The sequence below is a fragment of the Emticicia oligotrophica DSM 17448 genome (assembly GCF_000263195.1).
In the GTDB taxonomy this organism is placed as follows: domain Bacteria; phylum Bacteroidota; class Bacteroidia; order Cytophagales; family Spirosomataceae; genus Emticicia; species Emticicia oligotrophica.
Genome location: NC_018748.1, coordinates 3,892,098 through 3,910,176, shown reverse-complemented (window position 1 = coordinate 3,910,176; position 18,079 = coordinate 3,892,098). Strand labels below are relative to the sequence as shown.

The window sequence follows — 18,079 nt, the reverse complement described above, 5'->3', positions numbered from 1 at the left end:
ATTATTTATGAATATTCAATGAGTCGTTCATCTGAGTTTAGTCTAAAACAAGGAAAAAATGCAGAATCTCAATCAACGTAGTTTATTACAAACCAATCGAATCTTGCTTTTGCATCTTTCTTTCTGGGCATTATATTATTCTTTTTTCTTTTACCAAATTACCTTTAGCCGACACGGTGAAGAACCCAACTACCTACGTGCATTTTATGATGCAACGAGTCAGATATTTTTTATGGCATTGATAAGTTATTTCAACTATTTCATTTGCCTCCCAAGGTTTTTAAAGTATAAGAATTTAGGTAGATACGTTATAGAATTTATAATACCTTTTGCCATCATCATTATTTGTCATATTTATCTCAAAAGATATATTTATCTTGAAATCAAGGAAGCAAAGGGATTTTTATACTCTTCGAAGTTTATTATCCAACACGCCATTGGAGCCATTTTTATTGCCATTTTTATAGGTATGCTTCGATTCGTGAAAGACTGGTTTGAATTAGAAACTAAAAAGAATGAAATAGAAAACGAAAAACTTACTGCTGAGTTAAGATTCTTAAAGGCCCAAGTAAACCCACATTTTTTATTCAATACACTCAATAACCTTTATTATTTAGCGATGATAAATTCGCCAAATACTACTGAAGTAATTGAGAAACTCTCGCAAATGATGCGTTATATGCTTTATGATTCCAATTACCCGAAGGTATCATTAGCTAAGGAAATTGAATACATGAAGAATTATATAAGCCTTGAAAAACTACGATTAGATAATCAAGTGCCTATCAACTTTGAAATTGCAGGAAATCCAGATGAGGTTCAAATTGTGCCACTAATTTTTATTACTTTTCTCGAAAATGCCTTCAAACACGGTGTTAGTAATAGTTCTACTAATGCTTATGTAAACATTTCCATTAATATAGAAGGACAAGAATGTATTTATTCGGTTGAAAACAGTAAATTACCAGCGAATTTGGAGACTACCAACGAAAAATCTGGAATTGGTCTTCAAAATGTAAGCCGACGACTAGACTTAAGTTATCCAAATAAATATGATTTGGAAGTAAATGAAGATGAGAAAAATTATAAAATTGTATTGAAACTAAATTTGGCTTGATAATAAAATCATGATGCTAACTTGCATAATTATAGAAGATGAGCCACTGGCGAGAAATCTAATGGAAGCCTACGTAAATAAAGCTCCTCATCTTCAATTGTTGAAATCATTCTCAAGTTCGTTAGCAGCATTAGATTTTCTTCGCGAGAATGCGGTAGATATTTTATTTTCAGATATTCAAATGCCCGAAATTACTGGTATCACTTTACTGAAAATTCTACAAAAAAAACCACTAGTTATTCTTACAACCGCTTACTCTGAATACGCCATAGAAGGATACGAACTCGAAGTATTCGACTATTTATTGAAACCCATCAGTTTAGAACGATTTTTAAAAGCAGTTGAAAAAGCAACCATTCGTCTAACAGCGGCTCAACCTGTTCTACAAGAGAAAGTTATTCAGGAAATAACGGTAAATGCTGAAAGCAGCCAATCTTTTATATTTGTAAAAGATGGAACTAAATTAGTGAAGGTTCGGCTCAATGAAATACTTTACATTGAAGGTTTAAAAGATTACGTCAGTATTCATGTAAAAGAGCGAGATACTCCCAAAGACGCTCCAACCAAGAAAATTGTCACGCTACAAACAATGAAAAGTTTAGAAGGACAACTTCCCGAAAGCCAGTTTATACGCATACATAACTCCTACATTATTGCTTTTGATGCCATTGATGCCATAGATAAAGAAAAGGTACAAATCGGAAAAGCTTTTTTACCTATAAGCGATACCTACCGCAAAGCATTCAAAGAATTTATTGAGAAGAAACAGGTTTCTTAAATTTGTCATCATTATGGCTCCTAAGAATACTACACTTTGGCATAATTTAGGTCTATAAAGTTTTGTCTGAGAATCAGTTCAAAAATAAAAAGATACTCAGACAAAGAACTACTTTATCAAATTATCACTTAAACTTTGCACTCAAAGTAATGATATTTGCCACCATTCCATTACTTCGGTTATAGTGCCCGTAGCGAAGTTCGGCCGTATTCCAATGCTTAATTCCTAAGACGCCGTCTGGCGGAGCAATTCTTATACCTGCTCCCCAAAAAGCACTTCTAAAATCAGAAATATCGAAATCGGAAGTGTAATATGACTCTGTTAACTTGTGCGTGTTTATTGGAGCAAAATATTTTACCGCAGTTTGACTATTAAAGCGATAATGTGGTGTAACAGAAACAAATGAGGTAATTTTTATCGGAACTTCAAAGCTAACGGTATGAGCTTTCATTCCCCAATTATCTTGATAATAACGATAGAAAGAACGAATAATGAATCTATCTCCTAAGAAATAACTTGCTCGTAAACCAACAGGGAGTTTGGCACGAGTACCCGGTAATTTTTCTACTTTTAGTGTTCCATCAGTAAAATACACTCGGTGATATGGCGTACTCAAAAGACCCTCTTGAAAAGAAGGTTCGACAACCGCCATTACCTGTAAACGTTTATTGATAATTTGGGAAACCCCAATAGAGAGATTATATGAATTTCTACGTTTATAATCAATATTATTATCTCCTTCAGCTCCTGAACCATAACCATCAGGTCTAACCTCATAAGGTAAAATAACCGACCATGTATCGAAAAAAGCACCCAATTTTAAGCTTAATTCTGTATTATTATCTTTTGAAGATTTCGAATAACTTAAATTTCCGCCGTAAGATTGATAATCCCATTCTGTAGAATACGAAAAACTTGCCCCAACTGTGTTATGGGTTTTATCATTTTTTCTACTCCAAGATAAAGTTGGATAAAAGTGTGTATCCGTCATTGATGCTGAAGAAATCGAACGGGGGTCAATTTTATCAGAGGAAGCAGATGAGTAATAATCAACGGATGCTTCACCGATAATTGAATTTTTGCGTCCTTTTCTATCTGTAAATGACAATTTCAAATCTATCGAATTGGCAAAGTCAATCAATTTTTCTGTACCAATTCCACCTGTAACAGCCGAGTGATTGCCATCTTGATTATAGTAAGCCGAAACAAAGTTCACCTCATCAAGTTTTAAAGTTCTAAAGCCACTTTCTGCCACTGGCTTGGAGCTTAACTTATATTTTTTACTCGAAGTTGGAATTGAACTTTTACCAGTTTCAGTATTTCTGTTCTTAAAAATATATTTAGTTTCATCATATTGGGCACGAGCTCCGCTCAAAATGCCTACGTACAAACCAATAGCTAATGTTACTTTTTTCATAGGGGATTTTGATTTATAGTCGAAAAACTATCAACGACTATTCAAATTTAAATCATTGGGTCTAATTGATGCCCTTTAGAATTATTAATTACAACCACACCCACCACCACTTTTACCACCATTTGCACCTGAAGCCCCTTCACGATAAAGATAAAAACTGGTTTCAAATTTTTCTGCTTTGCGTGCGGCCAATTCCATTTCAGAATCATTGATTCGATTTTTTTGGTATTCTTTTACTGTTACGCATGAAGCCATAGACCCAAGTAGGAAAACCATCAGTGCTAATATTTTGATTGATTTCATTCTTATAAAATATTAATGTTAGAAGATGTATATATTTGATTGTCGTCGTCGATAATAATGCAGGCAATCCCTTTCATTTGATTGATAAGTCCAAGACCAGCATCAACTCCAAGAACTGTTATGGGAGTTGCCATAGCATCAGCAAGTTCGGCATTTGGGCAAATGATGGTCACACTTTTTATTCCTGACACGGGATAACCTGTCTTTGGGTCAATCGTATGTGAGTACTTTTTCCCATCAATTATCACAAACTTTTCATAATTCCCTGAAGTAGCAACTGCCACATCGCTAATATTAAGAAATGAAAAGGCCTGATTTTGAGCATCGGGGTCAGCCACCGCAATTATCCAAGGTTTTCCATTGGGTTGATTTCCCCAAGTAGTTAAATCACCAGCAGCATTGATAATTCCACTTTTTACTCCATTACGAATCAACAATTGTTTCGCTCTTTCAGCAGCATATCCTTTACCAATTCCTCCGAAACCAATTCTCATCCCTTTTTCTTTCAAAAACACCGTTAGATTTTGAGAATCTAAAATTACATTCCTGTAATTGATGAGTTTAATGGTTTCTTTGGCAGTTTCTGGGTCTGGTAAAGCAGTCATTGTTCTATCAAAATTCCAAAATCTTTTATCAATTGAGCCGTAGGTGATATCAAAAGCTCCATCGGTCAAAACTGAAATTCTCAATGAACGCTGGATAATATCAAAAACTTCTTGGTCAACTTTTACTGGCATAATACCAGCATTAGCGTTAATCTGATTAGTTTGGCTATCATTGTTGAAGGTAGTCAAGAGTTTTTCAATTCGACTTACTTCTGCAATGGCTTCATCAATTTGCTGTTCGGCCCATTGAGCATCTTCCTCTACAACCGTAATCGTAAACCGATTACCCATCAAGCGGAGCGTCTTATGATGAACATTATTTCTTTGCATTTACAATCGACTGAATTTCTTGAATAAATGCTTCAGTTGTAATTCCTGCTGGGTAACCATCCCATTCTTTCACGACCTTTCCTTCTGAATTAACCAACACAGTAAAAGGAAATTTACCTTCTTGATTGTATTTTTCTGCTAATGCCTCGTTTAAAGCGGTTTGCTTCTTATCCAATTGATTTTTTTTGAGTCTCGGGAAATCAGCACGAACAAGTGCCAAATTGGTAGAAGCATAGTTCAAGAACTCCTGAGAATCAAGAATATCTCTTTTTAACTTAATACAAGGTCCACACCAATCAGAACCCGAAAAGTTTATTACAATATATTTGTGGTTTTGAATAGCATCTGCTTTTGCCTTATCGAAGTCACTTCCCCACTGTGGAGCTCCTTCAAGCAATATAAATGTTAGAAGAATGCTTAATAATTTCATTTGTTTCTAAGTTTAAAATTTAAAAATACTCAAAAATAATAGAATTAATAGACAACGAGGGTTTTACCATCAGTTGCTACTTTATAGACTGTTAAGCCAGCTCTTCCATTGCCATTTAGTCCAGCTCCAGTTAGTGAAAATCTCGCTCCATGTGCCGTACAATACCACTCATTATTGTAATAAATAACTTGTTTCTTAGGTTCATGCGAGCATACTACCGTTGCTGCAATATAAGTATTTGCTTTAGACAGTGCCACAACAATATTGCTAATAACCATATATCCGCCTACTGTCATTAGTTTGGCGTAAGTAGTTGAAGTTAAATCTAGTTTTAATTTAGTATTTGTAATTTTATTTAGTTCTTCCGTAGAAATTATTCCTGTTACATTAACTGGTGTAGTGGTTGTTCCAGTCGTGGTCGTACCTGTTGTTGTAGTCCCTGTATTTGATCCAGTAGTAGTAGTGCCAGTTGTTGTGTTTGTCCCCGTATTTGTAGTTCCATCGGGGGCTACCGTTAAAGCATTTACATATTTATCATCTTCTCTTACACATGAAGTGAGCAAGGTCATTAAAGCTCCACCACTAAATCCAAGAGATTTTAAAAATTCAAAACGAGTCATAACAGTTTTAGTTTACTTAAATAATGGTTATATTTATATTACGCAATACCTTATGATAAGGTGGGGTAAAATCAAGTTTTTTTATTAAAGACGAATTTGATTTTCGATTGGTTGACAAAATATTCTATTTCTTTTTACCTTCATCCAAAAACTTTACAAAATCTTCAACACTTGAATAACCCACAGGATTTACTATCGTTTTGCCGCTGGCGTCAACTACAGCATAATAAGGTTGAGCATTATTATTGAATTTAGTAATCTCCAAATCCATATTTTTATCACCAATGGTTGTTTTCAATTCATCATCGTACGAAGATTTATAATGTTTCTCTTTGGGTAATTCTTTCTTATCATCCACATAGAGCGACGCAATTACATAATCATTTTTCAACCTCTCCAAAACTTCTGGCTTAATCCATACATTTTCTTCCATTTTACGGCAATTGGCACAAGCATATCCTGTAAAATCAACCAAAACAGGCTTATTTACTTCTTGGGCATAGGCCAAAGCATCATCAAAATCACTAAAACCAGTCAGACCATGCGGCATTGGACGAAGCTTTTCAGAAGGAACACCCGCTAATTCTGATTGATTATCTTGAGGCGGTAATATTCCTGATAATAAATCAAGTGGTTTTTCTTGAACTATCCCCGGAATCAAATAAAAAGTAAACACAAAAAACAACATACTAAAAACTACTCTCGACCAATGATACGATTTGACCTTACTATCTTTAGGTAGGCGAATAAACCCAGAAATATAAAGTGCAATTAATCCAAAAATAACAATCCAAATCATAAGAAATGTACTTCGATGCAAAAGGTTGAAGTGATAAGCTTGGTCGATATTACTTAAAAACTTTAATGCTAAAGCAAATTCTGCAAAACCCATTACGGCTTTCATTTCGTTCATCCATCCACCTGATTTTGGCATACTTTTTAACCACTGTGGAAACATAGCCAATAGGGTAAAAACTAAGCCAAATGGCAAACCAAAGGCCAGCATTCCCCAAAGCGGACGCCAAACTTCACCTTGTGTCGCTAAAATTAATAATGAACCGACAAAAGGGGCAGTACAAGAGAACGAGACAACCACCAAAGTGAGTGCCATAAAGAAAATGCCTAACCAACCTCCACTTTCCGACATCCCATCAATTTTATTGACAAACTGATGGGGAAGAACAATTTCAAAAGCCCCCAAAAGTGATACTCCAAAAATGATAAAAATAACAAAGAAAACTAAATTTGGGAGCCAATGCGTGCTGATAAAATTAAGAAACGGGGCTCCAAATGCCATTGTTACAAATCCAATGATTGCAAAAACAAACATGATTGAAATACCATAAAACATGGCTTTACGAGCTCCGTCAGTTTGTTTCGTAAAGAAACTTACAGTCATGGGCATTATTGGATAAATACAAGGCATAAAAAGGTTGGCAACTCCTGCCAAAAATGCCACAGAAAGAAAACCGAGCAAAGACTGTTGTTCGTGCATGAGTATCTAATTATTTGAATAATTCGTTTAGGGAGCCTTTAATTTTAGCTCATAAATAATAGGGTAACAAGAGGAGAATTTGAATCAATAATCGAAGTGTTTTTTAGATTAGTATTTGCAAAAAGATTGCTTACCTGATTTAGACGAAAACATTTATTAAAATGGTTGCATGATATAGAAAAACTTCCTGAAAATTTCAGGAAGTTTGACCAATCACAAAAATAAAAATATTGTTTGTGTTATTCTTTTATCCGTGCTTTGGACCTTTCTTAGGTTTATGACCAAGTGAATCTAACTTTGGTGGCTTAGTTTTCAAAGAGTCTAATTTAGGAGGTTTTACTCCGAGTGAATCTTTTGGTGGTTTATGACCTAATGAATCTCTCTTTATACCTAAAGAATCCTTCTTAGGATGCTTATGCTTAGTTGAGTCGGCGGTAGCTGCAGATTTAATATCGTTAGCAATCGAATCAGGAGAGAGTGCTTCTTTATTACAGGCAGTCATATATACAGCCGCCATAACAAAAGCAGCCACAACTACTATTTTTTTCATTGGTATAATAAATTTAGAATTAGAAATGATTTTTACAGCGAAGCTTCAATTAGTAATTACTGAAATGAATGACGTCTGGGACGTAATAAATGGTTGCACGACTAATTAAAAATTTATTAATTATCAGTTTTCTTTTTTGATTTTTTTGATAAAGCATAATCAAAAATACCAAGTTTCAATCCAACATTCGCAGAAAAACCTTTATAATCAGAACTTAATCCATTATTATCAAAAGCAAATCGGTAATTTGCCCCAACAAAAATCTTTGCAAATCGCATAAGATTTGCCTCAGCTACCACTCCTGGTTGTACTACACTATAATAATTTTTCGTAAAATTATTTCTATCAGGAAACCGTCCTTGCGTACCATTAGCGGCATTTGGGTCAAAATTTGAATCAGGCATTCCCCTATCACCACCCCTGAAGCCATCATGGTGTTCACCAAACTCACCAAAGCGAAAGGCATCACTGGCTACGCCAAACATTAATGGAAATGAAACGTGAATAGCCGCATCAGGCATTACTGTATATTCAGTTTTTAGGCCCGCAAACATTCCATTAACATTATTTTGAGTACCTCTTACAGTACTATAACCTGTGAATCCTAAAGCTAATTTTTTATTAAACTGTAACATTACAGAACCTCCTGTTAAAGAAGTAAAAGAACCACCTACTTGCCCAAACTGATACTCGGGAGCCACATACAACCCTAAATATCTGAGTTTTAGGGGTGATTTTTTTCCAGAAAAAACTGTCCGAATAGACGATTTTGTTGAGTCTTGCCCTAAAACTGGTACTGATTTTATACCAATCAACAATGCCAATACAATCATTAACTTACTCAAGCGAATCATAGGTAATATTTGTTTAAATGAGAAATAGTGTTTGATAGGCTTTACGCTACAGAAAATAAAAACGTGGGGTTGACTCAAAAAAAATGTTTTTTTTTATTTATACCCCACCATTTTTTTAAGCGTAACGTAACTACCTTTACAATACCTTTCAAACCATCTAATTACATTGTTTTTTAAGAAAAGTACATTTTCGGAAGATAATCTAGAGAGCGTAATTAAAGCTTGCATTAATAATAATAGCCAAGCCCAACGTACGCTTATCAAACTTCATTTGGGGTTTGCTAAGAGTATCTGTTCAAGATATTCGAGCAATGACCAAGAAGTTGAAGAGATGGTAAATGATGGCTTTTTAAAGATTTTCAATAATCTTTCAAAATATGATGCTTCGCAACCTTTCAAAGCATGGGTTCGAACAATTATGATAAATACTGCCATTGATTATTACCGAGCAAATAAAAAATACCAATTACATGTTGCCATTGATGAAGTTGAAATTACTGATTTTGATGATGATGTCATTAGTAAACTTTCCACTGAAGAAATCATGAGTCTCGTACGCAAACTCACACCAATGTATCGTATGGTATTTATGTTATATGTAATTGAAGGATATAAACATAAAGAAATTGCCGAACAATTAGGTATTCAAGAAGGTACTTCAAAATCGAATCTTCAAGATGCTCGCATTAAGTTACAGGAAATGATTCGTATTCATTATCCACATTTATTTGATATTTACTCATCGAGAAAAAATAAACTCAATGAACACTGATAAATTTGATGAAGCCTTTCGACGCAAGGTTGAGAGTTTTCATCCACCATTTTCCGAAAATGAAGTTGACCGAATTCAAGGGTATATTACACAACATTTGCCTCTGAGTTTTTGGCAGAGATTTGGGCATGTTTTTACCTATTCGGTAAGCACATTATTAATCGTTTCGCTTTTAACTACTACTTTATATCAATTGAATGAAAATAAAATTTTACTAAATAAAATTAACGAATTAAATACCAAATTGGAGCAAAAACAATTGCTTTCAACCACTGCTATTCCGCTCAAAAAGAAAGTAATTGTTGAAAAAATTGACACAGTTTATGTTTTGAAACATATTAGAAAAGACGTTTTATTAAATGACCCACAAGAGATTAATTTTTCGGAAGACAATCTAAGTGAGACAAAATCAAACCCAATTAGTGAAGTAGAAAATAACAATGATAATTCATTTGAAAGTATAGAGGCTACTAATGGCTCCAAGAGTAATAAAAATGAAAACAGAAAAGTAGGTATTTTTGTTAAAACCCCTAAAAAAACGATTGTTAAGAGAAATATAAATTATGAGAAGGAATCTGCACAGGAGATAAGTAACCAAGGTGAATATACTCCTAAAAATAGCAACGTTACCGACAATGCAATTACTCTTGATAAACAAGTAGAAATTTCTAAACAAATCAATTTGAATGAAGTGAGAAGTAAGGGCTTCCTTCCTTTGAGCTTATCTTCTGCAACACTACTTAGAGAACCTATACTTAAATCATACGATACAAAAGCATTGGTAAAAAATAAGGAATTCAAACTGCCTTCCATCAAATTACCACCTCTCAAATATAGAATTGGTATTGGTGCCAATATGGATAACCAACAAATTGGAACTAGCATTTTGGCTGAATTTCTTTTAAGAAAAAAATGGAGTGTAAGCACCGGTGCTTCTGTCAATTTCTTGGGATTTGAGCATTTCGGGAATGAAGATGAATTTAAACGAAAAACAACCAAAGATTTTAGAGAAGAGCACAAAGTAGACTTTCCTGTTGGGGTTCCAATCGAAAACATTGAAGCTCGCCAAATTCTATTCCGAATTCCATTGTATCTCAATTATAGAATAGCCCTTCGAAATGATTTCACTTTCACTTTGGGTGGCGGAACTGACTTTGATTTACATTTACAAAAACTAACCTCATTTTCGCGTCATAATTATGATGATTCGCCAAGTGCCTTTTCTGAAAAAATTAAAGTAACAGCATTTAATAATTTGATGTTTTCTACAGGTATTGAGAAACGTTGGAAAAAATTTTCTTTACAGATTAGTCCATATGCAGCTTATCAATTTAAAACACTTACCTATAAACCCACAGATTGGACCTTCGGGATCAAGCTAAATAGTTTTTATCGAGTCAAATAATAATCAACTGAATGTAAAATACTACTTGCTTCGTAATTCTCTTTACAACAATTAGTATTTTATTATTCACCATGCAAAACAGTCCTAAACACTACTTTTCAGATTCGATTTTTAGTAGTTTGAGCCAGTTTTGCATATCATTTTCGGGGATTTTATTGAACGTTTTTTGCAAAATACTTACTAATAAACCCTCCATACTTTCCTCTACCAAGATAATCGTTAGGTTCTCAAAGAAGTAAGAGTCCAGTTATGAATAGCAAACATGCCTAATGTCTTACCCGTCCAGCCAAATTTTTAAGTAACCTCAAAGGAATGAAAAGTCGAATGAATGCTTGCTCCGCCAGTCTTCCAGTAGAAGGTTGTCCCTACTTCGAAAACACCATTTAGTTTAGGTTTCGTAATATCCGACTGCCATTTAGACCAGTCATTGATATTTATTGGTCATAATTTCCCAAACTTTAAAAGTATAGGCGTTTATAATTATGCTTTTACTAAATTTTACGGGTGCGTTGTTATTAATGCTTCTCATTGTATTTTAGTTTTATGCAAAATCGCTTTGATTTTGCAATGATTGAAATTTTTGTCTATTGTTCGACTAATTAAGTTCTACACAAAATCAAGGCTTGCTCTTGACAAAAATCAAGAAGTTTTCTTTAACACTTTTTTTCGTATCCGACTAAAATTTTCGGGAGTCATACCCAACATTGAAGCCAAATATTGTAGCGGTACTTGGTTGAAAAGCTCTTTTTTGAAGGCGAATAATTGCTCGTAGTGTTCTTCGGCCGAAAGGGAAAGATGCTTCAAAATTCGTTCTTTTAAAACCATAAAACATTGGACTATAAAGAGCTTTTCGAGTTCGGTCATTTATCAGAAAAGATTGAATTGATACTAAATATAAAAATAAATCCTACCATTAGAAAGAAAATTAGGTTTAATATAACCCAGTACTGTATAAGTTCAAACCATTGTTTTTTCAAACGAGAATTTTTTAAACAAAGAACTAATAACCCATAATTTGGATAAATCAGTCAGCCACCCGACAAATCAATTTTTCAGGCCTCGTTACCTTTGTTACTTAAAATCAATAAAGGTATGTCTGAATCATTGGCAATATTATTATTAACTGCACTCATTAGTTTTGTAGGTTCGGTTCATCCGGGGCCAGTCAATTTGGCGGTTGTGCAAGCAACGCTTTCTCGGAATTTTAAAGCGGGTGTTTGGGTAGCCATCAGCGGCACGCTTCCTGAAATCATTTACACCATCATTGCACTCAAAAGTCAAGTTTTTTTGACCAAAAATCCAACAATTCTCGAAATTTTAGAAATAGCCATTATTCCTTTTTTCCTGATAATTGGCGTCCACAGTTTTTACTTTAGTTCAAAATCAAACAAAGAATTTAACCTAAGCAATAGGCCAAAAGAAATAATTGGTGGATTCGTCAGTGGCATTCTCAACCCTCAGTTATTGCCTTTTTGGGTAGTGGTATTGGTGTATCTTAACACTTTTTTTAGCCTAAATTCAATAAGTTCGCAAGTTTCGTTTGTGTTGGGAGCTGCTTTAGGTGCATTTCTGATTTTATTGATTTTTGCATATTTAGCAAATCGTTTTCAAATCAAAATACTCGGTCTATTCCGCCGCTATTCCATCGAAAAAGTAATCGGATTATTTTTTATTTCAATGTCTGTGTTTCAAACTTTTAAAATTCTTCTCTGAATTGTCAACCAGCCGACAATTCGATTTTTACCAATCCGCCAACTTTGTGCTGTAAATTTTAAATTTCTATCAAAATGAAAAACAAATTTAGTGCGATGGTTTTTTTCTTTATACTCATTTCGAGTGGTGTTTTTGCACAAGAAAAAGCCATTTTTGTCAAAAATGGAATCGCTATCAATGGCTATGATGCCGTAGCGTATTTTACTGAAAGTAAGGCAGTTGAAGGCAAAAACGATTTTAGTTTTGAATGGAACGAAGCTAAATGGTTGTTTAGTTCACAAGCCAATTTAGATGTTTTCAAAACCAATCCAACAAAATATGCTCCGCAATACGGCGGCTTTTGTGCTTACGGCGTGAGCGAAAACCACAAATCGCCAACCGACCCAAATGCTTGGACAATTGTCGATGATAAACTTTACCTCAATTATAGCAAAAAAGTAAAAGAATTATGGTCGAAGGATATTCCGAGCCGTATTCAGAAAGCGAATGAACTTTGGCCTTCTCTCAATAAATCTAACTAACCCAAAACCATCACCAAAATGAAATTCCGATTTTTAACCTTATGCTTTTTAGTGGGATTTACCACTCAAATTTTTGCCCAAACGGCCGTTCGAACCAAACAATTTAACCTCGAAAACGGCTTAGCGATTCAGGGCTACGACCCCGTGGCGTATTTTACACAAAACAAGGCCATTGAAGGCAACAAGCAATTCAGTGCCAACTTTGAAGGTGCAACCTACAGATTTGTCAGTGCAGCCAACAAAGATTTATTTCTGAAAGAACCTAAAAAGTATGAACCACAATACGGTGGTTGGTGTGCGTATGCGATGGGAGCCACGGGTGAAAAAGTAGAAATCGACCCCGAAACTTTCAAGATTTTGAATGGAAAACTCTACCTTTTTTATCATTCTTGGGCAAATAATACATTGCCAAAATGGAATAAAGATGAAGTAAATCTCAAATCGAAAGCCGATAAGAGTTGGATGAATATTTTTCACTAATTTAACCCAAAACACAATGAACCTTTCTAAAATAAGCTCTTGGATTTTACGAATCGTTGCCGCTGTGATTCTTTTACAAACACTTTATTTCAAATTTACAGCTCACCCTGAGTCGGTTGAGTTGTTTAGCAAACTCGGCGTTGAACCGTGGGGAAGAATCGGAACGGGTGTTTTGGAGTTGATTACTGGTATTTTATTACTCATTCCTGCTACGGCCTTTATTGGTGGATTTCTCGGAATGGGACTCATGTTTGGGGCAATTGCTTCGCATTTATTTGTCATCGGAATCGAGTCGAAAGGCGATGGCGGTCAGCTTTTTATGTTGGCTATTATAGTATTAATTTGTTCGATTTTTATTCAAATTATTCACCAAAACGAAGGGAAAAGGCTTATGCAGAAGTACTTTCCTAAAATATAAAATGAGAATTTTTCGAGTTATTCGGAGTATTCGAGAAATTCCATTCAATTAATAAAAATAAATTCATGAAAATTCCTCTTTCAATTATTAAAATCTTCAATTACGAATACTGGCCTTGGTGGGTTTTCTACCTACCAATGGCTCCATATTGGCTTTATTTATCGGCTAAAACTCGTTCGCTTACTTTTTTCACTGCCGTAAATCCGGGAATCGAGGCGGGCGGTTTTTATGGTGAAAGTAAAATTGACATTCTGAAAAATATCAATTCTCAATATTTGCCCAAAACTGTTTTCGTTGATAAAATACAAGATTTTGAAAAAGCCATTAAACAATTAGAAATCAATCAGTTGACTTTTCCATTAATCGCAAAACCGAATATTGGCGAAAGAGGGACAAATGTCGCAAAAATCGAATCATTGGAGCAATTAAAGGTCTATCATTCACAAACACCCGAAGATTACATCATTCAAGAATTCATCACGTATCCCATAGAATTTGGTGTACTTTTTAGTCGTTTGCCAAATCAATCGCGTGGCAAAGTTTCATCGTTAACCATGAAGGAATTTCTAACTATCACAGGCGACGGGAAATCAACGATTAGAGAATTGATAGAGCAATCTACCCGAGCCAGATTTCAGTTGGAAGTCTTAGAAGCAAAGTTAGGCGAAGGCATGAATGAAGTTTTACCGAAAGATGAAAAACGACTCCTCGAACCCATCGGAAATCATTGCCGAGGCACAAAGTTTATCAATGCAAATTGGATAATCAACGAAAAATTAGACGAGGTTTTCAGCAAAATTGCCGAAAGCTTTGAGGGTTTTTATTACGGTCGTTTCGATATGAAAGTGGCAAGTATCGAAGATTTGTACAGAGGCGAAAACATCAGAATCTTGGAACTCAATGGCGTTAGCTCCGACCCCGGACATATCTACGACCCCAACTACCGACTTTGGCAAGCCTACCGAGATTTACGTTGGCATTGGAAACGTACGGCCGAAATCAGTATTCAAAATCAAAAAAGAGGTTTTTCACCCTTACCTTTTAGTGAAGTTTGGGCAATAATTAAGAAACATTTTTTGTAGAAAACTGAATGATTTTTATGTAAATTGGCGGAAATATCCCGAAAATACTGATGAACCTCGATACAAAATATTGGTACCTCAGAGACCACAAACTTTTTGATGTACTTTCTTCCACAGAATTGAAATCAATCTGCATGATTACCAATTTCAAATCGGCGAAGAAAGGCGAAATTATTTTGTTTTCGCACGATGAAAACACAAGAGTTTATTTCTTGAAAAAAGGCACATTGAAAATTGTAGAAATCGACGAAAAAGGCAACGAAATTGTTAAAGACATTATCCAAAAAGGCGATATTTTTGGCGAATTTACCTTGACCGAAACGCAGTCTGATGAATATGCAGTAGCCGTTTCGGATAATGTGATTTGTTGCAGTTTTAAGATGGATGATTTTGAAAAACTTTTAGAGAAAAATCCTCAATTGGGGCTTTCTTACACGAAATGGATGGGTTTTAGGTTTAAAAGACTACAAAATCGTTACTCAAATTTGATGTTTAAAGATGTTCGTACACGCTTCAAAAGCTTTTTAGACGAGTGGGCAGCAAAAGAAGGCACGGCGTCGGTCGATGAAGTTGTTCTGACAAACTATCTTACTCATCAAGACATCGCCAGTTTGATTTGTAGCACACGCCAGACGGTTACGCAACTCTTCAATGAGTTTAAAGAAAAAGGTATTTTGGATTACTCACGCACCGAAATTATTCTGAAAAAAGCTGCATAAAATTTTCATAGATTTTTTGTTTAGGTCGTCCAGCCGACAATCCAATTTTCAGCCAACACTGATATTTGTATTGTAAAACAAAAAACTATGAAAATAATCATCGCTCTTATTACCGCTGTGTTTTTGGCTGGATGCCAGAAAGAGGACATTCTCGAAAATCCTGATACAAATTCTACCACGAATCCGATGGTCAATAGTATGACCACGCAGACGAATTTTAACACAGCCGGACAGATACTTTTACTACAAGGAAACTTCGAGAATGCCGTACACGCCACATCTGGAATTGTAAAAATCTACGAAGACAAAGACAAAAAACGCACATTGGTTTTTGAAAATTTCAAGACCGATGCTGGTCCTGATTTACGGATTTATCTTGCCGAAGACCGTTCGGTAACCAACTTTATTCAGATAACCGACAAAGTACAAAATGGTAATCTTTCCTTGGCAATTCCTACCAATGCCGATTTGAAAAAACAAAATCACGTACTGATTTGGTGCCGACAATTTTCGGTTTTGTTCGGCTTTGCGGCTTTGAAGTGAGGTGCGTTTACCTCATCCCCAGCCCTTCTCCTCAAGGAGAAGGGAGCAAAAGCAAAACCAACAGTAACAAACTAATCATTTTTGAAAAACACTAACATGAAAAAAATACTCATATTATTATTAATAAGTAGCTCATTATCAGCACAATATCAGTACACCAAAACCCAAAGAAATCTCGATTTGGCTCTTACCTTTGGAACAGCAGCTTCGCCTTCGATTTCTTATCAAAAACTCTACGGAATCGGTAAATCTGACCGTTTTAAAATTGGTTGGGGTGTACGTCTAAATACATTTTTTAGCGGACAGCAAAACTACATTACTGCACCAGCAAATCTGACTTCGGGTACGCAAAGCATTGTGGCTTTGTTTACCGAAAACATTGCCAGCAACCTAGATACACTACAACTAACCAAATCGGCTTTGGGTAGTTTAAATGGCAAAGTTGTGCTACAATACAGTTTCCGAAAACTCGATGTTGGGTTCAATATTGATGCCGTCGGATTCTCGTTTGGCAAAAAACAATCGGGTAAATTTGTGGCAAATGAGTCAAAATCGCTCAATAATTCTACTCAAACTGCCAAACCAACGCCTTTAAATTTACTATTGATTAGCGATAGCGATATTGGGAGTTTGAATTCAGAATTATATTTTAGATACTGGGTCAATGACCGTTTTGCGGTGCGTGCAGGAGCGAGTTTTCAGTTTTTGGAATACACAACCGACAAAGTATTAACCTTTGAAAACGACCGTTTTCGCCACAAATCCTTGCTCCCGTTTGTAGCTATCACTTATTCACCATTAAAAAAGATTTACAAAGATGCTCGCTAAGTTATCGAAAAGTATTCTTCTGTTGTTTGTCATCGTGCAAGCCACATTGAGCCACGCCCAAAATTGGAAGCCCACGACCGCGGCCGTAACATTCAATATAAAACACGCATTGGGCTCTACTGCCGATGGTTCTTTCAAAGGTTTTTCGGGAACGGTGGTTTTCGATGCCAATAATCTTGCGGGTTCTGCACTAAAGGCAAGTATTGACACCAAAACCATTGATACAGGTTTGGGGCTTCGTGATAAAACCCTCAAAGGTAGCGATTACTTTGATGTAGAAAAATACCCGAAAATCTCGATGGTTTCGACCAAAATTGAAAAGGGAACAAAAGAAAACGAATACATCAGCTATTTTAATCTGACGATTAAGAAAACGACAAAAAATGTAAAAATTCCTTTCACTTTTATCCAAAATGGCACAAATGCCCAACTGAAAAGCAACTTTCAAGTCAATAGATTAGAGTATGAGGTTGGAGAAAAAAGCTCGCTTTTGGGCAATGTTGCCACGGTTTCTATCACTTTAAACGTTCAACAATAAAATGACTATAAATGCCTCCCTCTCAGTTCTTAACCAATTAAATGACCTACTTTCACAACTAAAACCGATTGAATATACCCAAAAACTATCGGTTTTTAATGGAAGTAGCATCGGGCAACACGTGCGGCACACGGTAGAGTTTTTTCAGTGTTTACTCGAAGGATTCGACACCGGTACGATTGATTACGATGCAAGAAAACGGAATATACTCATCGAAACCGACTTAAATTATACGCTCACATTGGTTGAAATGATTCAGCAAAAAATCAAAGGTATTTCTAATACTTATTCGCCAATTCAGCTCAGAGTTAGATACGGAGAAATTGATTTTGAGCTAATAGAAACCAATTTTATGCGTGAATTAGTCTATCTCATCGAACACTCAATTCATCATTTTGCCTTAATTCGAATTGGGATTCAGGAGAATTTCAAACAAGTAACTATCGAAACAAATTTCGGTGTGGCATATTCTACCATAAAATTCAAAGAAAAAATCACTGTATATAGTAATTAAATTATCATTTCCCTACCCAATCATTTATTTTTATACGGTTATTTAAT

General features: G+C 35.2%; 23 protein-coding genes. 14 read left to right on the top strand and 9 right to left on the bottom strand.

Translation table 11 applies throughout. The features are described from left to right. Positions 1 to 58: 58 nt before the first annotated feature. Complete coding sequence (locus EMTOL_RS16190; protein ID WP_015030388.1) at positions 59 to 1,117, top strand: sensor histidine kinase; 1,059 nt, start codon at positions 59 to 61, stop codon at positions 1,115 to 1,117. A gap of 10 nt (positions 1,118 to 1,127) precedes the next feature. Further along, positions 1,128 to 1,895 (top strand): LytR/AlgR family response regulator transcription factor, encoded by a 768-nt coding sequence (locus tag EMTOL_RS16185; protein ID WP_015030387.1) that lies wholly within the window; start codon positions 1,128 to 1,130, stop codon positions 1,893 to 1,895. A gap of 124 nt (positions 1,896 to 2,019) precedes the next feature. Here EMTOL_RS16185 and EMTOL_RS16180 read toward each other — a convergent pair whose 3' ends face one another. From EMTOL_RS16180 to EMTOL_RS16145, 8 genes are all read right to left on the bottom strand, one after another. Continuing rightward, positions 2,020 to 3,312, bottom strand: coding sequence for a DUF3570 domain-containing protein (locus EMTOL_RS16180; RefSeq protein WP_015030386.1), 1,293 nt, complete (start codon positions 3,310 to 3,312; stop codon positions 2,020 to 2,022). 84 nt (positions 3,313 to 3,396) lie between these two features. Continuing rightward, on the bottom strand, positions 3,397 to 3,615 hold the full coding sequence (locus EMTOL_RS16175; RefSeq protein ID WP_015030385.1) for a DUF4266 domain-containing protein: 219 nt from the start codon (positions 3,613 to 3,615) through the stop codon (positions 3,397 to 3,399). A 2-nt stretch (positions 3,616 to 3,617) separates the two neighbouring features. Continuing rightward, complete coding sequence (locus EMTOL_RS16170; protein WP_015030384.1) at positions 3,618 to 4,550, bottom strand: FAD:protein FMN transferase; 933 nt, start codon at positions 4,548 to 4,550, stop codon at positions 3,618 to 3,620. Further along, positions 4,537 to 4,980, bottom strand: a complete 444-nt coding sequence (locus EMTOL_RS16165; protein ID WP_015030383.1) for a thioredoxin family protein — start codon at positions 4,978 to 4,980, stop codon at positions 4,537 to 4,539. The genes EMTOL_RS16170 and EMTOL_RS16165 overlap by 14 nt, the downstream gene beginning before the upstream one ends. Positions 4,981 to 5,024: 44 nt before the next feature. After that, positions 5,025 to 5,600: a Rieske (2Fe-2S) protein gene (locus tag EMTOL_RS16160; protein WP_015030382.1), complete on the bottom strand. Its 576-nt coding sequence runs from the start codon at positions 5,598 to 5,600 to the stop codon at positions 5,025 to 5,027. Between the two features lie 124 nt (positions 5,601 to 5,724). Beyond that, the gene (locus tag EMTOL_RS16155; RefSeq protein ID WP_015030381.1) at positions 5,725 to 7,095 is read right to left on the bottom strand and encodes a protein-disulfide reductase DsbD family protein; all 1,371 of its coding nucleotides are present in this window, start codon (positions 7,093 to 7,095) and stop codon (positions 5,725 to 5,727) included. Positions 7,096 to 7,342: 247 nt separating this feature from the next. Beyond that, the gene (locus EMTOL_RS16150) at positions 7,343 to 7,645 is read right to left on the bottom strand and encodes a hypothetical protein (RefSeq protein WP_015030380.1); all 303 of its coding nucleotides are present in this window, start codon (positions 7,643 to 7,645) and stop codon (positions 7,343 to 7,345) included. A 116-nt stretch (positions 7,646 to 7,761) separates the two neighbouring features. Continuing rightward, positions 7,762 to 8,499, bottom strand: a complete 738-nt coding sequence (locus EMTOL_RS16145; RefSeq protein WP_015030379.1) for a hypothetical protein — start codon at positions 8,497 to 8,499, stop codon at positions 7,762 to 7,764. Between the two features lie 166 nt (positions 8,500 to 8,665). On the opposite strand from EMTOL_RS16145, the gene EMTOL_RS16140 reads away from it, so the two are divergent. Next, a complete protein-coding gene (locus EMTOL_RS16140; RefSeq protein WP_015030378.1) occupies positions 8,666 to 9,271 on the top strand; it encodes an RNA polymerase sigma factor in 606 nt (201 codons plus the stop codon). Then, on the top strand, positions 9,261 to 10,676 hold the full coding sequence (locus EMTOL_RS16135) for a hypothetical protein (protein WP_015030377.1): 1,416 nt from the start codon (positions 9,261 to 9,263) through the stop codon (positions 10,674 to 10,676). The genes EMTOL_RS16140 and EMTOL_RS16135 overlap by 11 nt, the downstream gene beginning before the upstream one ends. Before the next feature lie 639 nt (positions 10,677 to 11,315). Here EMTOL_RS16135 and EMTOL_RS16130 read toward each other — a convergent pair. Continuing rightward, positions 11,316 to 11,540: a cyclic nucleotide-binding domain-containing protein gene (locus EMTOL_RS16130; protein WP_052315400.1), complete on the bottom strand. Its 225-nt coding sequence runs from the start codon at positions 11,538 to 11,540 to the stop codon at positions 11,316 to 11,318. Between the two features lie 228 nt (positions 11,541 to 11,768). On the opposite strand from EMTOL_RS16130, the gene EMTOL_RS16125 reads away from it, so the two are divergent. The 10 genes from EMTOL_RS16125 (at position 11,769) to EMTOL_RS16080 (ending at position 18,032) form a co-directional block, all read left to right on the top strand. Beyond that, complete coding sequence (locus EMTOL_RS16125; RefSeq protein ID WP_015030376.1) at positions 11,769 to 12,389, top strand: LysE family transporter; 621 nt, start codon at positions 11,769 to 11,771, stop codon at positions 12,387 to 12,389. A 74-nt stretch (positions 12,390 to 12,463) separates the two neighbouring features. Beyond that, the gene (locus EMTOL_RS16120) at positions 12,464 to 12,910 is read left to right on the top strand and encodes a YHS domain-containing (seleno)protein (RefSeq protein ID WP_015030375.1); all 447 of its coding nucleotides are present in this window, start codon (positions 12,464 to 12,466) and stop codon (positions 12,908 to 12,910) included. An 18-nt stretch (positions 12,911 to 12,928) separates the two neighbouring features. Then, complete coding sequence (locus tag EMTOL_RS16115) at positions 12,929 to 13,390, top strand: YHS domain-containing (seleno)protein (RefSeq protein WP_015030374.1); 462 nt, start codon at positions 12,929 to 12,931, stop codon at positions 13,388 to 13,390. Between the two features lie 16 nt (positions 13,391 to 13,406). Continuing rightward, positions 13,407 to 13,808 (top strand): DoxX family protein, encoded by a 402-nt coding sequence (locus EMTOL_RS16110; protein ID WP_015030373.1) that lies wholly within the window; start codon positions 13,407 to 13,409, stop codon positions 13,806 to 13,808. A gap of 65 nt (positions 13,809 to 13,873) precedes the next feature. Continuing rightward, a complete protein-coding gene (locus tag EMTOL_RS16105) occupies positions 13,874 to 14,890 on the top strand; it encodes an ATP-grasp domain-containing protein (RefSeq protein ID WP_015030372.1) in 1,017 nt (338 codons plus the stop codon). A 50-nt stretch (positions 14,891 to 14,940) separates the two neighbouring features. Further along, positions 14,941 to 15,609 carry a Crp/Fnr family transcriptional regulator gene (locus tag EMTOL_RS16100; RefSeq protein ID WP_015030371.1) on the top strand — a complete coding sequence of 223 codons (669 nt, stop codon included), beginning with the start codon at positions 14,941 to 14,943 and terminating at the stop codon, positions 15,607 to 15,609. Positions 15,610 to 15,696: 87 nt separating this feature from the next. After that, on the top strand, positions 15,697 to 16,152 hold the full coding sequence (locus EMTOL_RS21910) for a DM13 domain-containing protein (RefSeq protein WP_015030370.1): 456 nt from the start codon (positions 15,697 to 15,699) through the stop codon (positions 16,150 to 16,152). A 96-nt stretch (positions 16,153 to 16,248) separates the two neighbouring features. Further along, on the top strand, positions 16,249 to 16,980 hold the full coding sequence (locus EMTOL_RS16090; protein WP_015030369.1) for a hypothetical protein: 732 nt from the start codon (positions 16,249 to 16,251) through the stop codon (positions 16,978 to 16,980). After that, positions 16,970 to 17,518 (top strand): YceI family protein, encoded by a 549-nt coding sequence (locus EMTOL_RS16085; RefSeq protein WP_015030368.1) that lies wholly within the window; start codon positions 16,970 to 16,972, stop codon positions 17,516 to 17,518. The genes EMTOL_RS16090 and EMTOL_RS16085 overlap by 11 nt, the downstream gene beginning before the upstream one ends. A 1-nt stretch (position 17,519) precedes the next feature. Then, positions 17,520 to 18,032 (top strand): DinB family protein, encoded by a 513-nt coding sequence (locus EMTOL_RS16080; protein ID WP_015030367.1) that lies wholly within the window; start codon positions 17,520 to 17,522, stop codon positions 18,030 to 18,032. The last annotated feature ends 47 nt before the right edge of the window (positions 18,033 to 18,079 follow it).